The sequence below is a fragment of the Nocardia sp. NPDC051321 genome, from assembly GCF_044455225.1.
Taxonomy (GTDB): Bacteria; Actinomycetota; Actinomycetes; order Mycobacteriales; family Mycobacteriaceae; genus Nocardia.
This window is the reverse complement of the sequence record NZ_JBITEM010000010.1, coordinates 292,906-310,095: the sequence shown is the minus strand read 5'-3', so window position 1 is coordinate 310,095 and position 17,190 is coordinate 292,906. Positions and strand designations below refer to the sequence as shown.

The 17,190-nt window shown below is 66.2% G+C and carries 12 protein-coding genes; 8 read left to right on the top strand and 4 right to left on the bottom strand.

Annotated features, from left to right (window positions below):
• The 3 genes from nuoL (at nt 1) to nuoN (ending at nt 5,218) form a co-directional block, all read left to right on the top strand.
• Nucleotides 1–1,887 (top strand): NADH-quinone oxidoreductase subunit L, encoded by a 1,887-nt coding sequence (gene nuoL / locus ACIA8C_RS25230; RefSeq protein ID WP_397138720.1) that lies wholly within the window; start codon nt 1–3, stop codon nt 1,885–1,887.
• Complete coding sequence (locus tag ACIA8C_RS25225) at nt 1,884–3,509, top strand: NADH-quinone oxidoreductase subunit M (RefSeq protein WP_397138718.1); 1,626 nt, start codon at nt 1,884–1,886, stop codon at nt 3,507–3,509. Before nuoL ends, ACIA8C_RS25225 begins: the two co-directional genes overlap by 4 nt.
• 83 nt (nt 3,510–3,592) lie before the next feature.
• On the top strand, nt 3,593–5,218 hold the full coding sequence (nuoN, locus tag ACIA8C_RS25220) for an NADH-quinone oxidoreductase subunit NuoN (protein WP_397138716.1): 1,626 nt from the start codon (nt 3,593–3,595) through the stop codon (nt 5,216–5,218).
• Between the two features lie 51 nt (nt 5,219–5,269).
• Here the strand turns inward: nuoN and ACIA8C_RS25215 are convergent, their stop codons facing one another.
• Genes ACIA8C_RS25215 through ACIA8C_RS25205 form a run of 3 tightly spaced genes read right to left on the bottom strand, consistent with a single transcriptional unit; the run spans nt 5,270 to nt 8,576 of the window.
• Nucleotides 5,270–6,088 carry a thioesterase family protein gene (locus ACIA8C_RS25215; RefSeq protein WP_397138714.1) on the bottom strand — a complete coding sequence of 273 codons (819 nt, stop codon included), beginning with the start codon at nt 6,086–6,088 and terminating at the stop codon, nt 5,270–5,272.
• 35 nt (nt 6,089–6,123) lie between these two features.
• Nucleotides 6,124–7,560, bottom strand: a complete 1,437-nt coding sequence (locus ACIA8C_RS25210; protein WP_397138712.1) for an alpha-amylase family protein — start codon at nt 7,558–7,560, stop codon at nt 6,124–6,126.
• A gap of 41 nt (nt 7,561–7,601) precedes the next feature.
• Nucleotides 7,602–8,576 carry an alpha/beta fold hydrolase gene (locus ACIA8C_RS25205; protein ID WP_397138710.1) on the bottom strand — a complete coding sequence of 325 codons (975 nt, stop codon included), beginning with the start codon at nt 8,574–8,576 and terminating at the stop codon, nt 7,602–7,604.
• A gap of 270 nt (nt 8,577–8,846) precedes the next feature.
• On the opposite strand from ACIA8C_RS25205, the gene ACIA8C_RS25200 reads away from it, so the two are divergent.
• Nucleotides 8,847–10,571 (top strand): hypothetical protein, encoded by a 1,725-nt coding sequence (locus ACIA8C_RS25200; protein WP_397138708.1) that lies wholly within the window; start codon nt 8,847–8,849, stop codon nt 10,569–10,571.
• Between the two features lie 159 nt (nt 10,572–10,730).
• On the opposite strand, the gene ACIA8C_RS25195 is transcribed toward ACIA8C_RS25200, so the two are convergent.
• Nucleotides 10,731–11,552, bottom strand: coding sequence for an alpha/beta fold hydrolase (locus ACIA8C_RS25195; RefSeq protein WP_397138706.1), 822 nt, complete (start codon nt 11,550–11,552; stop codon nt 10,731–10,733).
• A 356-nt stretch (nt 11,553–11,908) separates the two neighbouring features.
• On the opposite strand from ACIA8C_RS25195, the gene rox reads away from it, so the two are divergent.
• The 4 genes from rox to ACIA8C_RS25175 all read left to right on the top strand — a co-directional run bounded on the left by rox (nt 11,909) and on the right by ACIA8C_RS25175 (nt 17,186).
• A complete protein-coding gene (gene rox, locus ACIA8C_RS25190; RefSeq protein ID WP_397138704.1) occupies nt 11,909–13,333 on the top strand; it encodes a rifampin monooxygenase in 1,425 nt (474 codons plus the stop codon).
• A 178-nt stretch (nt 13,334–13,511) separates the two neighbouring features.
• Complete coding sequence (locus ACIA8C_RS25185; protein WP_397138702.1) at nt 13,512–14,096, top strand: TetR/AcrR family transcriptional regulator; 585 nt, start codon at nt 13,512–13,514, stop codon at nt 14,094–14,096.
• Entirely contained in the window at nt 14,093–14,968 is an 876-nt protein-coding gene (locus tag ACIA8C_RS25180; protein ID WP_397138700.1) for an alpha/beta fold hydrolase, read from the top strand. Before ACIA8C_RS25185 ends, ACIA8C_RS25180 begins: the two co-directional genes overlap by 4 nt.
• A gap of 304 nt (nt 14,969–15,272) precedes the next feature.
• Nucleotides 15,273–17,186, top strand: a complete 1,914-nt coding sequence (locus ACIA8C_RS25175; protein WP_397138698.1) for a M61 family metallopeptidase — start codon at nt 15,273–15,275, stop codon at nt 17,184–17,186.
• Nucleotides 17,187–17,190 lie beyond the last annotated feature (4 nt).

Sequence of the window (17,190 nt, the reverse complement as noted above, 5' to 3'; positions counted from 1 at the left end):
ATGGAGACGGCGACGCTCTGGCTGCTGCCCGCCCTGCCCCTCGCAGGCGCGGTAATCCTTCTGCTCACCGGTCGCTTCAGCGACAAGTGGGGCCACCTGCTCGGCACGGTGCTGGCGCTTGCCGCCTTCGTGGTCGCCGGGATCGGGTTCTTCGACATGCTCGGGCGCGACACCGCGCAGCGCGGCATCCACACCGACCTCTTCAGCTGGGTGCCGGTGGCCGGGCTGCAGGCCGACTTCAGCCTCCAATTGGACCAGCTGTCAATGTGTTTCGCGTTGCTGATCACCGGCGTCGGCTCGCTGATCCACATCTACTCCATCGGCTACATGAGCCACGACCCGGGACGGCGGCGCTTCTTCGCCTACCTCAACCTGTTCCTCGCGGCCATGCTGCTGCTGGTGCTCGCGAACAACTACCTGGTGCTCTACCTGGGCTGGGAGGGCGTCGGTTTGGCGTCCTACCTGCTGATCGGGTTCTGGTACCACAAACCGACGGCGGCGACGGCGGCCAAGAAGGCGTTCGTGGTCAACCGGGTCGGCGACATGGGGCTTGCGATCGCCATGTTCGTCATGTTCTCGACCTTCGGGTCGATCAACTTCACCGACGTGTTCGCGGGTGCGCCGCAGGCCGGGGAGGGAACGCTCACCGGGATCGGGTTGCTGCTGTTGCTCGCCGCGTGCGGTAAGTCCGCGCAGGTGCCGCTGCAGTCCTGGCTCGGCGACGCGATGGAAGGCCCGACCCCGGTGTCGGCGCTCATCCACGCGGCAACCATGGTGACCGCCGGTGTGTACTTGATCGCGCGGTCCGGGCCGATCTTTGATCTGGCACCGGATGCGCGCTTGGGCGTGGTGCTCGTGGGTGCGGTGACACTGCTTTTCGGTGCGATCGTCGGTTGCGCGAAGGACGACATCAAGAAGGCCCTTGCCGCGTCCACCATGAGCCAGATCGGGTACATGGTGCTCGCCGCCGGCCTCGGCCCAGCCGGATACGCCTTCGCCATCATGCATCTGCTCACCCACGGGTTCTTCAAGGCCGGACTGTTCCTCGGGGCCGGTTCGGTGATGCACGCGATGGACGACGAGACCGACATGCGCCGCTACGGCGGCCTGCGCAAGCTGCTGCCGATCACCTACGTCACCTTCGGGCTCGGCTATCTCGCGATCATCGGCGTTCCACCGTTCGCGGGGTTCTTCTCCAAGGACAAGATCATCGAGGTGGCGTTCAACCAGGGCGGCGCAAGCGGGGTGACGTTGGGCCTGGTGACGTTGCTCGGTGCGGGACTCACCGCGTTCTACATGACCCGGGTCATGATGATGACGTTCTTCGGCGAGAAGCGCTGGAAGCCCGAGACGCATCCGCACGAAGCTCCTGCGGTGATGACCGGACCGATGATCCTGCTCGCCATCGGATCGGTCGCGGCTGGTGCGCTGTTCGCGTTCGGTTCCTCGCTGCAGAACTGGCTGGCACCGGTTGTCGGCGCGCACCACGGCGAGGAAAGTGTCCCCGCCGGTGTCGTCACGGCGCTCGCGCTGGTGGTGGTCGCCATCGGAGTCGGCTTCGCCTACTACCAGTACGCACAGCGCGACATCCCCGAGACCGCACCGGAAGCGGTGTCCGCGTTGACCATCGCGGCCCGCAAGGACCTCTACGCTGACGCGCTCAACGAGGCCGCCTTGATGCGCCCGGGTAGCTACCTGACCCGCGCGCTGGTGTTCCTCGACAACCGAGGCATCGACGGCATCGTCAACGGAACCGCCGCGCTGATCGGTGGGGTGTCCGGCCGAATCCGGCGCGTACAAACCGGTTTCGTGCGCTCTTATGCCTTGTCCATGTTCACCGGCGCGGCCCTGGTCGCCGCCGCCCTGCTGGCTGTGAGGTTGTGGTGACGGACTTTCCCTGGTTGACCACGTTGTGGTTGGCGCCGGCGATCGGCGCGGTCATCGTGCTGGTGCTGCCCGCCTCGCAACGAGTGCTCGCGCGGTGCCTGGCGCTGGCGGTGTCGGTGGCGGTGCTGGTGTTCGCCATTGTGCTTGCGGTGCGCTTCGAACCCGGTGGGGCGCAGTATCAATTCGTCGAGGACCATGAGTGGATTCCGGCGTTCGGCGCCGGGTACACGGTCGGGATCGACGGGATCGCGCTGGTGCTGGTGCTGCTCACCACGGTGCTGGTGCCGTTGCTGATCCTGGCGGGCTGGCACGACGAGCGTGAGGTCGGCAGCGGGCGGCGGGTGTCGCACACCTATGTCGCGCTGACCCTGCTCGTCGAGGCGATGGTGCTGATTTCCTTTGTCTCGCTCGACATTCTGCTGTTCTACGTGTTCTTCGAAGCCATGTTGATTCCGATGTACTTCCTCATCGGCGGGTTCGGGCCACGGTCGGCGAACCTGGAACTGCGGCAGCAGCGGTCGCGGGCGGCGGTGAAGTTCCTGCTGTACAACCTGTTCGGCGGGCTGATCATGCTGGCCGCGGTGATCGGGTTGTACGTGGTCACCGCTCGCGACGGGCTCGGCGCGGGTGCGGCGGGCACCTTCGACTTCCGCACGGTGGTCACCGCGGCCAACTCCGGCCAGCTCGGCGCGGCGCCCGCGGTGCTCAACGCGCTGTTCCTCGGGTTCATGTTCGCGTTCGCGGTGAAGGCGCCGCTGTGGCCGCTGCACACCTGGCTGCCCGACGCCGCCGTCGCCGCGACACCGTCGAGTGCGGTGCTGATGATGGCGGTGGTCGACAAGGTCGGCACCTTCGGCATGCTGCGCTACTGCCTGATGCTGTTCCCGGACGCGTCGAGTACCTATGCGCCGCTGGTGATCACCCTCGCGGTGATCGGCATCATCTACGGTGCGCTGCTGGCCATCGGGCAGACCGATGTGATGCGGTTGATCGCCTACACCTCGATCTCGCACTTCGGGTTCATCATTCTCGGCATCTTCGCGATGACCAGTCAGGGTCAGACCGGCGCGACGCTGTACATGGTCAACCACGGCATCTCCACGGCCGCGCTGTTCCTGATCGCGGGCTTCCTGGTGTCGCGCCGCGGTACTCGGCTCATCGCCGACTTCGGCGGGGTGCAGAAGGTGGCGCCGATATTGGCGGGTACGTTCTTCATCTCGGGCTTGGCGACGCTCTCGCTGCCCGGGCTCGCGCCGTTCGTCAGCGAGTTCCTGGTGCTGGTCGGCACCTTCAGCCGCTACCAGGTCGCCGCGGTGATCGCAACCGGTGCGCTGGTGCTCGCGGCGCTGTACGTGCTGTGGATGTATCAGCGGATGATGACCGGCCCGGTCAAGGAGGGCAACGAACGCATCTACGACCTGGTGCCCCGCGAACTCGCGGTGGTGGTGCCGTTGATCGCGGCGCTGCTGTTCCTCGGCGTGTATCCGAAACCGATCCTGGACTTCATCAATCCCGCGGTGAGCCAGACGTTGACGACCATCGGCAAGCACGATCCCGCGCCGGCGGTGCCCGCGCTGCCCGAGGCCGGTAAGGCCGATCATCCCGGAGGTGTCCACAAATGAGTCGCACCAGTGTTCGCGTCGCCATCGCTCTCATCGTCGCGGGGCTGCTCGCCGCGGTGATCTCCTTCTCGAGGACGGCCTAAGTGACTTCCCTGGACTACGGAACAACCCTCGCCGCGGCGATTCCGGCGCCGGACATCGAATATGGGCACCTTTCGCCGATGCTCATCGTGTTCGGTGTCGCGGTGATCAGTGTGCTGGTGGAAGCGTTCATGGGGCGGCGGTTCCGGTTCGGAATGCAGCTGCTGCTGAGCGTCGCCGGGTTGGTTGGCGCGCTCGTCGCGGTGGTGCTGCTGGCCGGGACCGAGGCCACCGCTATCGGCGGTGCGGTTGCCGTCGACGGGGTGACGCTGTTCCTGCAGGGCACCATCCTGGTGGTGTCGATCCTCGGTGTGCTGTTCATGGGCGAGCGCGGTGCCGAGCCGCGTGTCGAGGCGCGCAGTGGCCCCGGCACCTGGAGTGCGGCCGCGGCGACGCTCGGGCGTGGCGTGGATGCGTTTACGCCGCAGGCTTCTTCGGTGCCGGGTAGTGCGATGGAGCGGACTGCGTTGCGGGCCGGGATCGCGACGACCGAGGTGTTCCCGTTGACGTTGCTCGCTGTCGGCGGGTTGCTGTTGTTCCCGGCGTCCAATGATCTGCTCACCATGTTCGTCGCGCTCGAGGTATTGTCGCTGCCGCTGTATCTGCTGTGCGGGCTCGCCCGGCGCAAGCGGTTGCTGTCGCAGGAAGCGGCGCTGAAGTACTTCCTGCTCGGCGCGTTCTCGTCGGCATTCTTCCTCTACGGTGTCGCGCTGCTGTACGGGCAGGCGGGCACGGTCAAGCTGGCCGGGATCGCCGATGCCATTGCGCTGCATCCGGATAACGCGATGCTCGCGTTGCTCGGGGTGGCGCTGCTGGCCGTCGGGCTGCTGTTCAAGATCGGGACGGTGCCGTTCCAGTCGTGGGTGCCCGACGTGTATCAGGGTGCGCCGACACCGGTTACGGCGTTCATGGCGGCGGCGACCAAGATCGCGGCAGTCGGTGCGTTGTTGCGCGTGCTGCAAGTCGCGGTGCCGGGGCTGCGCGACGACTGGCGTCCGGTGCTCGCCGCCATCGCCATCGCCACCATGGCAGTCGGCGCGATCATGGCCATCACGCAGACCGACGTCAAACGGATGCTCGCGTATTCCTCTGTCGCACATGCCGGTTTCATCCTGACCGGCCTGGTCGCCGCCAACGACAAGGGCGTCTCGGCGATCCTGTTCTATCTCGTCGCTTACGGCGTCGGCACCGTCGGCGCGTTCGCCGTGGTCAGCCTGGTTCGCGACGCGTCCGGCGAGGAAGTCAGCGCGCTGTCCCAATGGGCAGGCCTCGGCCGCCGCTCCCCCTGGCTTGCCAGCGTCTTCGCCCTATTCCTGCTCTCCTTCGCAGGTCTGCCCCTCACCAGCGGATTCGTCAGCAAGTTCGCCGTTTTCGAAGCCGCCGCCGCCGGCGACGCCACCTTCCTGGTCATCGTCGGCGTCATCTGCAGCGCCATCGCCGCCTTCTTCTACATCCGGGTCATCGTCCTGATGTTCTTCACCGACCCACCCAGCGACGCCCCCCTCGTCGTCTCCCCCTTCCTCACCACCACCATCGTCACCTTCGGCGCCGGAGCCACCCTCGTCCTCGGCATCTTCCCCCAGATGGTCCTCGATTTGGCAGACCGAGCGTCAACGTTCGTCCGCTGAGGGTTGGTCCCCGGGAAGCCCCGGTTACCAATGTCGAGGCTGAGATCCGGATCAGCGGGTGCCGAGTAGCAGGGTCTGGGTGCCGCGTCCGATCGGCCCCTGCTGATCGAACAGGTGGGAGTCGGCTAGGCCGATGCCACTGCGGTCCGGATAAGTGGTGGCATCCAGGCAGATCCACTCGCCGACCGGTTCGCGGTGCAGGGTCACCGTGAGATCGGTGTTGATGAAAAAGTATCGGCCCCACGGCAGGACGGAGCTGACGCCGTTGCCGAAGTCGGCGGCGGCGAGGGTGCGTTGCAGCGGGCTGATCGGGGTGCCGGCCACTATCGGGTAGCGCAAGCGAATCCAGCACACGGCCGGGCCGGGGGTTTGGAAAGCGCCTGAGACGAAACGGTATTCGACGCCGGTGTGGAATCCGACCGGCTGAGTACTCGGGAAGTCGTGATCCGGGCTCGGCGGCACGGTGGCCTGGCCGGGCCGGGTGCCAGTCGGCAGCATCTCGGTCGGTATGTCGAGGTCCGGCTCGACGGGTCGAAGCCGCCAGGCGGTGGCCTTCAGCACCGGTCCTCGGTCGGAACTCAGTGCGGCCTCGATCAATTCGACATTGCGCCCGGGTTGGGCGACTCGCGCTTCGGCCGGGATGACTCGCGCTTCGGCCCGCAGCGGCGCGATCGGCACCGGCCCGAGAAACTCCACTGTGACGCGTGCGACCCGGCTCCGCGGCCGTGGCTCGCAGCGGTCGATCACATAACCCAGCAGTGCCGACGGTGCCCCGCCGTGCTGTGCGTCCGGCGACCACGGCCCACGAGTGAGTTCGGTGGGGTGGAACAGGTCTGGGGCCGCGGAGTCAGGCAGGTAGAACGCATCCATGGTTAATCCCTACCAGCCGAGAAGCAGCTGGCGGGTCACTCGGTGACGGTGGCACCGGTGTGGAGTGCGAGGCCCGACTGGGCGGCGACTTCTGCGTGGAGCAGGCCGGTGCTGTCGACTTCGTAGGTTGGGCCCGTGCAGGTTCCCGCCTGAACCGTGCCGTGCATGACGTCGCAGTAGCGGCCTGCGGGAAGCGAGGTGTGGTAGACGCCTTCGGGTGCCGGGAAGTCCTCGCCGTTGATGACGAGGTATCCCTCGTTGCCGCGGCCGAACGCGATCCGGTTGCCACCGTTGTCGGACCAGTCGACGACCGGCTGATCGTGGACCTGCTGGTGGAAGCCGACCATGCCGGCGATGCCAGGCCAGGCGTGTTCGCACAACCAGTGGCCGTCGCCGCACGTGGAGTCCATGGCGCGGCCGAGCGGATCGGACGGCGGTGGCTCGTCGTAGGAGCTGAATGCGTAGCCGCTGAGCACTTTTGGGCGGCCGTAGGGCCAGGCGAGCATGAACGCGTTGGCCAGGGTGTATCGGTCGCCGTCGGCGTAGGTCAGGGTGGAACCGTTGTGTTCGGTGTCGTGGTTGGCCACGAAAACCACCGTGTTGTCGGACGGCAGCGGTGCGCTGAAGGTGCGCAGCCAGGCGAGCCGTCCCTGGCGGAAGATCTGGCTCAAGGTGCCTGCGTAGCGCAGGTCCATCACCGCGCCGGTCGCCAGATACTCCTCGGGTTGCACGGCTTCCTGCCAGCCGTAGATGACTTCCTGATAGACGTAGGCCGGGCGGGTCAGACGTTGCTCGATGGCCGCGAGGTCCTCGGGCGGAATGTATTTGGCCGAGTCGACGCGGAACCCGTCGACGCCGAGGGACAGCAGGTCGTTGAGGTACGCGGCGATCCGGTCCCGGACGGAGTCGTCCTCGGTCGCCACGTCTGCCCCGTTGAACGACTGGCAGCGGAATACCTGGTCGCGGTCATGCAGGTCCGTGACGGCATCGTCGGGTGTTCCGCAATGGTGGAAGTCGCGATCGTTGTACGGCACCGCGGGATACCAGTAGTGGCAGTACGGCGTGCCGCCGCTGCCGATACCGCAGCCGGTCGTCGCGGACATATTGTTGATCACCGCGTCGATATAGACCTGCACGCCAGCGGCATGGCAACCGCGAACCATTGCCGCCAGCTCATCGCGCGTGCCGAAGCGACTGTCCAACCTATGCGACACCGCGGAGTAACTCTGCCACCAAGGAAACCCCTTCTCCGGCAACAGCGAATGCTCCTCCGGCGGCGAGGTCTGCACCGCGCCGTAACCCAGCCTGCCGAGCGTCGACTGGCATTCGCGACCGATGGATCGCCAGTTCCAGCCGAACATCTGCGCGATCACCGAACTTCCGCCGGGCTCCGCCGCCGAAGCCTGCGCCGGCACCGCGACCCACGTCGTCGTTACCGCGGTAACCAGCGCGAACACCCATACGCGGACCATGGGGCGACTGTAACCGAGGCCGCGATTCGACAGACTTCCGCTCAGTCCCGGCGCGTCGGAACAGCACTGTGCTCGGCGAGGAAATCCAGCAACAGGTCGATGGTCCGCTGCGGGTCTTCGAGCATCGGCGTGTGGCCAACCCCAGGAACCATCTCGATCCGCGCACCGGGGACGATCTGGTACTCCTTGGCAGCGGCGGACCGCACCCGCCGATCCTCGCTGCCGAAGATGACCAGGACGGGACGGTCGAGAACAGCCAGGCGATCGGGCAGCGTCCGCGCGGCGATGAACCGGGCGGCTTTCTTGGGCGACTCGGTGAACGAGCGGTAGGTCATGCCGCGCACGCCATCGATCACGGCGGCGGGCAGGTCGATATCGCGGGTGAAGGCGGTGGCCAGTCCGGCTCGGATCTGCTCGTCGGCGCGCAATCGCCACAGCAGCTGACCGAGCACGGGCACCGGAACGAGCCGGGGAATCAGCGGCTGCCGGATGGGAGCGCCGGGGCTCGGCGCCGAATCGATGAGTGCCAGCGCGGTCACCAGGTCGGGTCGCCGCTCGGCCAGCGCGGTGGCGACCATGCCGCCCATCGAGTGCGCGATGATCGTGGCGTTGGCGATGCCGAGTTCGTCCAACAGCTCCGCCGAGCGGCGCGCCTGCGCCGGAACATCATATCTGGCAATGGGTTTCGCGGACTGTCCGTGACCGAGCAGATCGACGCGGAGCACCCGGTACCGCGCGGCGAGGGCCGGGACGACCGGCTCCCACCACGCCGTCGAACTGGCGTTGCCGTGGATGAGCAGTAGCGCGGGCGCGTCGCGCGGTCCGTCGTCGACGACGTGCAGATCGCCGTCGCGCAGCCGCACCAGCCGCGCCCCCGTCGCGGCCGCGGTATCCCGGGTCGCCAGGACCGTGTTCACCGCCAGCGCGGCAACGATCGCACCGACGACGATCGCGCCGGGCAGCCGCTTTCGGCAGGCGGCCTCGCCCGAACGTCCCAACTCGATGTCGTCGGACATGAAGCCCCTCCGTTCGCCGTACTTGGCACCTAACCACCCGCGCGGTCCGTCCGTCTGAGCCGGAACAACATTGGCCGGAATCCGCCGATGCCGATCTTGGCGAACTGCATGAACAGTTCGGTCAACTCCTGACAAATCTCCCAGTGACGTGGACCATTGCGCATGGCAACGTCACTGACCGTGAGAATTGCGGCGCGGCGTCTCGGACGGTCGGTACAACAGGGGCGGCGGCGCGTAGAGCGCCGAAATGGCTGGGCGGCAACGGTGGTGATGACGGTGGTTGCCGCGGGCCTGGTCCCGCCGGGGCTGGCGGCGGCGGCCGACGAAGCGCCGGCGTCGGTGGCGACGGACCGGCAGGAGCAGCCCATCGCGACGCGCGACGGAATCGTAGTGTCCTACGTCAGCTTCCGGCTGCCGCTGCCCGCCAACGCCGCCGCGCATCCGGAGGCCTGCGATCGCACGGGCTACCTGCGCTATCGGCCGGTCGGCGGCCCGGAGAACTCGCGCGACGCCGACGCGGTCGTGGTGCAGCAGCAGGGATTGGACGGTGGCGCAGTCAATTCCGAGGGCGTCGCGGGCAACACCGTGCGCTCGGCGAAGACCCTTGGCCGCAACATCGAGTTCTGGTCGCTGGCGCGGCGCGGCGCCTGCTTGGATGAGACAGCGGGCTTCGACTACGCCCTGCAGACCGGGAACTACCTGGACGCGGTCGACTACTACTTCAACGGCAAGCCGATCGACGGGCGCACCTTCCCCGGCTTCAAGAACTCGCAGGACCTGCCGATTCTCGACTCGATCGGCGTCGAGCGGGTGATCAGGGACCAGTACGAGATCATGCTGCACGAGATCCCGGATCAGGCTGAGCGGCAACGCAAATACGTCTGCACCGGCATTTCGATGGGCGGCATGGTCACCGGGTTCTTCGCGGACTGGGATTTCGACGGCAATCCGGCCACCCAGGCCGACGCGGGCTACCACCAGTGCGCCGCGTTCGCCGCGCAGGACTCGATGGTCTCCTCGGATCCGGCCGCCATTCAGAACACACCGTTCTTCCACGATGTCACCGACGCGCTCATGAGCCCGACGAACAACGTGCTGAAGGCGGGTTTCGACAGCGGCGTGCTGCCGATGCGCACGCTGGGCCCGGCTCCCGTGATCGGCACCAAGGCGATGATGCTCTACCGGCTCGCCGGACTCGCCGCGCATCTCGCGCCGAACGAGGAGAGCCAGCTGCTCGCGCACCTGCATGATCCCGAGATCGACGCGACGCTCACCACCATGTTCGGCCAGAGTTGGGCGGCCGTGGCGACCGGCGGTGGCGACGGTGAAGGCACCATTCGCGACTACCGGTACACCAATGCGGCACTGCTAGGCACGTTCATCGACAACAACTCCGGCAACTTCGCGCTGCTGCAGCAAGGGGTCGGCGCGCTGTCCGGTGGCCCGGTGCAGGAGAAGACGTTCCCGAACGGCGGTGGGGCGACCCAGATTCCGGTGCTCGGCAACTACCTGCGGATCAGCGCGGGCCCGCAGACCCGCGTCGCGCCGACCGACCGCAACGCGCTCTACACGTGGCGCAACTACAACGACGTCGTCGGCGTGCCGTGGACCGCGCCGAGCCGGGAGACCTCCGATATCAACGAGGTGGCCCGCCAATTGGGCACTGGCGCGCCAACGGCCTACTGGGAGACCTATTTTCCGCTGCGCATGATCATCGACCTCGGTGCCGGGATGACCGGCGCGCGCAATGGCGACATGGTCAACTTGCGCTACCACAACATGAGTCGCACCAAGCCGAACTTCATCGCCTACGCCGGCGACAGTGTCGTGCAGTACGGCGTCGGAACGTGGGTGCCTATCGGGGCGACCGCGCAGGTGGAGACGTTGCCGGGCTACACGCACATCGACACGATCGGCGCGGCCGCGGTGCAGAACAACGGTAAGCCCGACTACAGCGGTCAGTACTTGGCCGAATTCATCAGGGGGCTCACCTAACCGAACGTCAGTGCCCGCGTGCCGGACCACGTGGGCGGTGACGCCGGGCGACCTCGACCCTCATCAGGCCGCCCGGTGTACGTCCTGGACGGCGGCGTGGGCAGCTCCGCCGTCCAGGACGTCACCATGTCGCGGCGTGGGCCTGACCGCGCCGACAGGTCAACTGAGCACTGCACGCAGCCGGGTGACGAAAGCGGCCGGGTCCTCGACGAATCCGGTGTGACCGCCAGGGAACATGGTGGGTTCGATGCCGAGTTGCGCGGCCAGCGCGCGCGTCGTCTTGTCGCAGAATTGATTCGCCGAGGCGGCTCCGATGCCGGCCACCAACCGGACCGGCGTGGCGCGCAGTACCGCGAGATCGGGCTGCCACCAACCGGTTCCCTCGATCTCGTGCAGGTACCAGAAGCGTTCGCTTGCCACATCGATCGGATCGCGGTCGCCGCCGAACATCTGCTCGAACATCGGCTCCGGCATCTGAATGTTGGCGTTGGCGAAGAACTTCCGCCAGGCGCCGAGCGTGTCGCCGCTGGCGTAGGTGGCGACGAGATCCGCTGTGCTGATCCGCAATTCGTCGTGGTTGTCGAGCAGTTGATTCAGCGGCGGCTCGTGCGCGATCGCGGTGCTGACGAGTTCCGGATGCGCCTGGACCAGCGCCAGGGTGGTGACCGCGCCGCCGCTGGAACCCAGAACCACGGCGGGGCCAGCGCCGAGGTGGGTGATGATGCGGGCCAGGTCGTCGGCGCGCAGTTCGGGCGTCGAATCCTGCTCGGGATCATCGAGCACGCTGCTCCGGTGACCGCGCGGGTCCATGGTGAGCACGGTGTGGTCGGTGGCGAGCAGATCGGCCGCCGGTGCGAAGGCGGCGGCCGCCATCGGGGCGCCGACCATGGCGATGAGCGGGCCGCTGCCACGCAGCTCGTAATACAGGTGGGCGCCGGGGACGTCGAGGGTGTGGGTGGAGACGGACGAGGTCTGGGTCATGAGTGCTCCTCTGCGGATGGTGCTTGGTGCTCATGACTGTCGACGGTGCCCGCGTCTGAAACTCATCGGCCGACAGCGGAATTGCTCGATGCGGGGTTGTGACGCCTCGACGGACGAGAAATAAGTAAGGACAAGGAGGTGAACTCACTCCCTGTCCCCCTTCAACATATATCGCACCGGGGGCCTTGCCGCAAGACCCCCGTCGTGCCGCACAATGATCGGCCGATGCCAGTACCTGCGGAAATGATGAAGTCGCGCGCGCGTTGAGCCGGGATCAATGATGTGGTCGCGGACATAGTGGCATTGGCGGGCCGCGCGGTGGTCGAAATGCAACCTTGTTGAATGGAGAGTTTTTGATGATTGACGTGATCGTTGTCGGCGGCGGACCGACCGGCATGATGCTGGCCAGCGAGTTGCGGCTGCGTGGCGTACGGGCTCTCGTGCTGGAGAAGGATGCGGAGCCGACCAAGATTGTCCGTGCGCTCGGCATGCACGCGCGCACCATCGAGATCATGGATCAGCGTGGCCTGCTCGAGCGGTTTCTCGCGCTCGGTACGCAGAACGAGCTGCATGGCTTCTTCGCGGGCATTCGCAAACCGACGCCCGAGCTGGACACCTCACACCCGTACGTCCTCAGCATCCCGCAGCCCACCACCGATCGCCTGCTGGCCGAGCACGCCATCGAACTCGGCGTCGAGATCCGCCGCGGCTGCGAGCTGGTCGGGTTGAGTCAAGACACGGACGGGGTGAGCGCCGAACTGGCCGACGGTACGCGGCTGCGCTCGCGCTATCTCGTCGGCTGCGACGGTGGGCGCAGCACGGTGCGCAAGGTGCTCGGCGTCGACTTCCCCGGCGAGCCGACCCGGGTCGATACGCTGCTCGGCGAGGTAGAGCTGACCGCGCCGCAGGAAACGATCGACGCCGTGAACGCCGAGGTCCGCAAGACTCAGTTGCGTTTCGGCGCTGGGCATCTCGGAAATGGGGTGTACCGGGTCGTCGCGCCTGCCGCGGCGGTGGCCGAGGATCGCACGGTCCCGCCGACCCTGGACGAGCTGAAGCAACAGCTGCTGGCGACCGCGGGCACCGACTTCGGCGTGCACTCGCCGCGCTGGCTCTCCCGTTTCGGTGATGCCACTCGGCAGGCCGAGCGTTACCGGGTGGGTCGGGTGTTTCTGGCAGGCGACGCGGCGCATATCCATCCGCCGATGGGTGGGCAGGGGCTGAACCTCGGCATCCAGGACTCGTTCAACCTCGGCTGGAAGCTGGCCGCCGCGATCGACGGCTGGGCGCCGGCGGGTCTGCTGGACAGTTACCACACCGAGCGGCATCCGGTCGCCGCCGACGTGCTGGACAACACGCGCGCCCAGATGGAGTTGGTGTCGCTCGAGCCGGGGCCACAGGCGGCACGCAGGCTGGTGGCGAAGCTGATGGACTTCGACGTCGTCAGCCGGTATTTGACCGAGATGATCATCGGGATCGGGGTTCGCTACGACTTCGGCACGGGCCATGAACTGCTCGGCCGTCGGCTGCGGGACGTGAATTTGAAGCGGGGGCGGCTCTTCGAGCTGATGCATGAGGGCCGCGGGCTGCTACTCGATCAGACCGGACGGCTTTCGGTGGCGGGCTGGGCGGATCGCGTCGATCACGTCGTCGATGTCAGTGAGGAACTGCATGTGCCCGCGGTGTTGCTGCGGCCGGACGGTTACGTGGCGTGGGTTGGTGAGGATCAGCAGGAGTTGGACGGCCAGCTGCCCACCTGGTTCGGCGCTGCCGCCGGCTGAGCTCGCGGCGGCGGTGCGGGCGTCAATCAATCTGTCCTGCAGCTTGATTCGCTGAATCGTTCGGCAAATCCCGACGGGTGCGGGTCGTCGCTGCGGACGGCGACCCGCAGGGCATCGACTTGCCAAAGCTAATTGCCCTAGGTTATATACTAGGTATCTTAGCTTTGGAGGTGGGCAAATGATGGCACGAGCCGGATTGACCGTCGAGCGGATCACCCGCGCTGCGGCCGATCTCGCCGATGAGATCGGCTTCGACAATGTGACGATGTCGGCGTTGGCCAAAAAATTCGGCGTCAAAGACGCCAGTCTCTACTCCCACGTCAAGAACCTTCAGGAACTCAGGGCGCGGGTCGCCATGCTCGCCGCCGCCGAAAAGACCGACCTCATCTCGAGCGCCGTCGCGGGACGAGCGGGCCGCGACGCGCTCGCCGCCTTCGCCAATGCCTGGCGCGAATACGCCCTGCGGTATCCGGGCCGCTACACCGCCACCCAATCGCCGGTGCCGCCCGGCGTGGTCGAGCCCGACCCCGGCGCGGTGCGCGGCATCGAACTCACCTACAGCATGCTGCGCGCCTACGGCCTGACCGAACCCGACCTCACCGACGCGGTCCGGTTGCTGCGCAGCACCTTTCACGGGTACGCCGCCCTCGAGGCCACCGGCGGCTTCGCCCACTCGCGGGACACCACCGCCTCCTGGGAACGGATCATCGACGCACTGCACATCACCCTCGAGCACTGGCCGACCAGCAAGGAACAGCAATGAGATCCGGAACCCTGAAGGTCCCCGGCGCCACCCTCTACTACGAGGTGCGCGGCACCGGCCCCGTGCTACTGCTCCTGCCGGGCAGCGGCGGTGACGCGGCCGTCTTCGACCCGATCGCCGACATCCTGGCCGCGCATTTCACCGTCGTCACGCTCGACCCGCGGGGCTACTCCCGCAGCGTGCCCGACTCCGCCGAGCCGGTCGGCCAGCTGGTCGCGGTACAGCGCGACGACGCCTACCGCTTACTCGAAACCCTCACCCCCGCAGGCGAAGACGCCTACGTCTTCGGCGGAAGCGGCGGCGCCGTCATCGCCCTCGACCTGCTCACCCACCATCCCGAACGCCTGCGCCTGGTCATCGCCCACGAACCACCATGCTTCGCGGTACTCCCCGACGCCGCCGAGCACAAGGCATTCATCGACGAGGTGTACACACTGTTCCGCACCGAGGGGGTCGCGGCCGCAGGCGCCCGCTTCCTCGAAGGCATCGGCGCAACCATGAAGCCGATGCCCGACCCCGCCGAATTACCGCCCCGCGCAGCCGAAATGACGCACCGCCTCTATGCCAACGCCGCCCTTATGATGGCCAACGAACTCCGCCCCATCACCTCCTACCTCCCCGACGAACCCATCCTCGCCACCCGAACCGACCGCCTGATCCTCGCCGCAGGCCTGGAAACCCGCGGCCATCTTCCACACCGCCCAGCCGCCACCCTCGCCACCAACCTCCACCTCCCCCTCATCGAATTCCCCGGCGGCCACAGCGGTTTCACCGACGCCCCCGCCCCATTCGCCCACCAGCTACTCGACCTACTGCTCACCGCGAAGGAGCGTCCGCCGTATCCGCCGGTCGGTGACCACACCTCGCGTTAGGTATGACGCAGGCCACACTCGCTCCGCGCACGCGACGATACCAACCCTCGTAGTATCGACAATTGGTTCAGCAACTGAGGGGCGCTCGGCGGCCTGAACAAACTATGTGAAGCGTTGACGCCGGAGGAAGGGATAGGACAGGCGGTCGTGGCGACCGCACCGTACGCGAAATTGTTGCCGCTATAAGCAGCATTTTATAGCGGCAATCGGTAGGTCCTATCCTCGATCGGTGACCACAAGTTGCCGGGGGGCGGGCATCGCGTCTATTTCATAATGTCGACAAAATCGTCTGTGTGATTCGGGAGTGTTGTTGTCCAAGATTCGTATTATCAGCGCCGTTGGAGTCGTTGTCCTCCTGATCCTGGCGGGTTCGCTCTACTTCGGCTTGCGCGACAGGTCGAATGAAGCTCCGGCGAATCAGAAGGCGATCTCGGTGGCGGTCGACGTGACCAATCTGCCGCAACGCATTATTCAGGTGAAACAGACGATTCCCGTTCAGTCGGGCGAGGTGGATCTACTCTTTCCGGAGTGGCTGCCCGGCAACCACTCGCCGTCCGGTCCGATCGACAAGATCGCGGGAATCACCTTCACCGGCGCGGGGAACAAGCTGGAGTGGAAGCGTGATCCAGTGAACGTATATGAGTTCAAGGTTACTGTGCCCGACGGCGTGGAATCAATCGACGCGAACTTCCAGTACCTCACCCCTACCGATTCCGGCCAGGGGCGCGTGGTGATGACGCCGAATATGCTGAATTTGCAGTGGAATGCCGTGGTCCTCTATCCGGCCGGTGTTCCCGTCAGTGAGATTCCCTTCGTCGCGAGCGTCACTTACCCGCCAGGATTCGAGGCCGGAACCGCGCTGGACGTCGCCGACAAGAACGGCGACACCGTCAATTACAAGCCTGTTTCGCTGGACATCCTCGTAGATTCGCCCGTGTACGCGGGGCGCTATCACAAGGAGTTCGACCTGGCTCCCGGCGCGAAAATCCCGGTGCGGTTGCAAGTATTCGCCGATGCACCGGAGCAGCTCGCGGCCAAGCCCGAGCACATTGAGCAGCACAAGGCGCTGGCGCAACAGGCCGCGAAACTGTACGGCTCACAACACTATGACCACTACGACTTCCTGCTTTCGTTGTCGGATCAGCTCAGCTCCAACGGCTTGGAACACCAACGATCCAGCGAGGACGGCGAACCCACGGACTATTTCACCGCGTGGGACCCCGCGATCGGTAGCGACGATCTGCTCGGGCACGAGTACACCCATTCCTGGAACGGCAAGTTTCGACGCCCGGCGGATTTGTGGACGCCCAACTACAACGTCCCGATGCAAGACAGCTTGTTGTGGGTCTATGAGGGACAGACGCAGTATTGGGGCAATGTGCTCACCAACCGGTCCGGCTTGCGACCCGCGGAACTTTCTCGTGATGCGCTGGCTTCGGTAGTCGCCGCATACACCGACAACCGGCCCGGACTCAACTGGCGCAGTCTGCAGGACACCACCAACGATCCCATCATCGCTCAGCGGCGTACGAAGCCGTATCGGTCCTGGCAGCTCAGCGAGGACTACTACCAGGGCGGGCAACTGGTGTGGCTGGGGGTGGACGCGCGCATCCGCGAACTGTCGGGGAACACGAAGTCACTCGATGATTTCGCGCGCGCGTTCTTCGGTGTCGACGACAGTAAGTGGGAGTCGCAGAACACCTACAACTTCGACGACATCGTCTCGACGCTCAACGGTGTGGTAGCCGACGATTGGGCGAAGTACCTGCGCGATCGCCTCGACGGAAAAGAACCGTTCGCCGCCAGTGTCGAGAAGACGGGGTGGAAGTTGGTCTACGACAACAACCCGGGTGCCTTGCTCACGGCTCAGCGGAAAGCCGCCGAGGGCGCCGTCAACTACACCTATTCGATCGGTCTGAACGTGTCCGGCGAAGGCAAGGTCACCGACGTGCGCTGGGACGGACCCGCGTTCAAGGCAAAAGTCGGCTCCGGAATGACGGTGGTTTCGGTCAACGACGCCCCCTATTCCCAGGCCACGATGGAAGCCGCGATCGAGGGGGCCAAGACAAATCCCGCGCCGATCCGATTGCAGGTCAAGGACTTCGATCAGACCCGGACCATTGAAGTGAACTATCACGACGGCCTCCGTTACCCGCATCTGCAGCGCATCGACGGCACCCCGGACTACCTCACTCAGATCCTGGCCGCGCGGAACTAGCGCA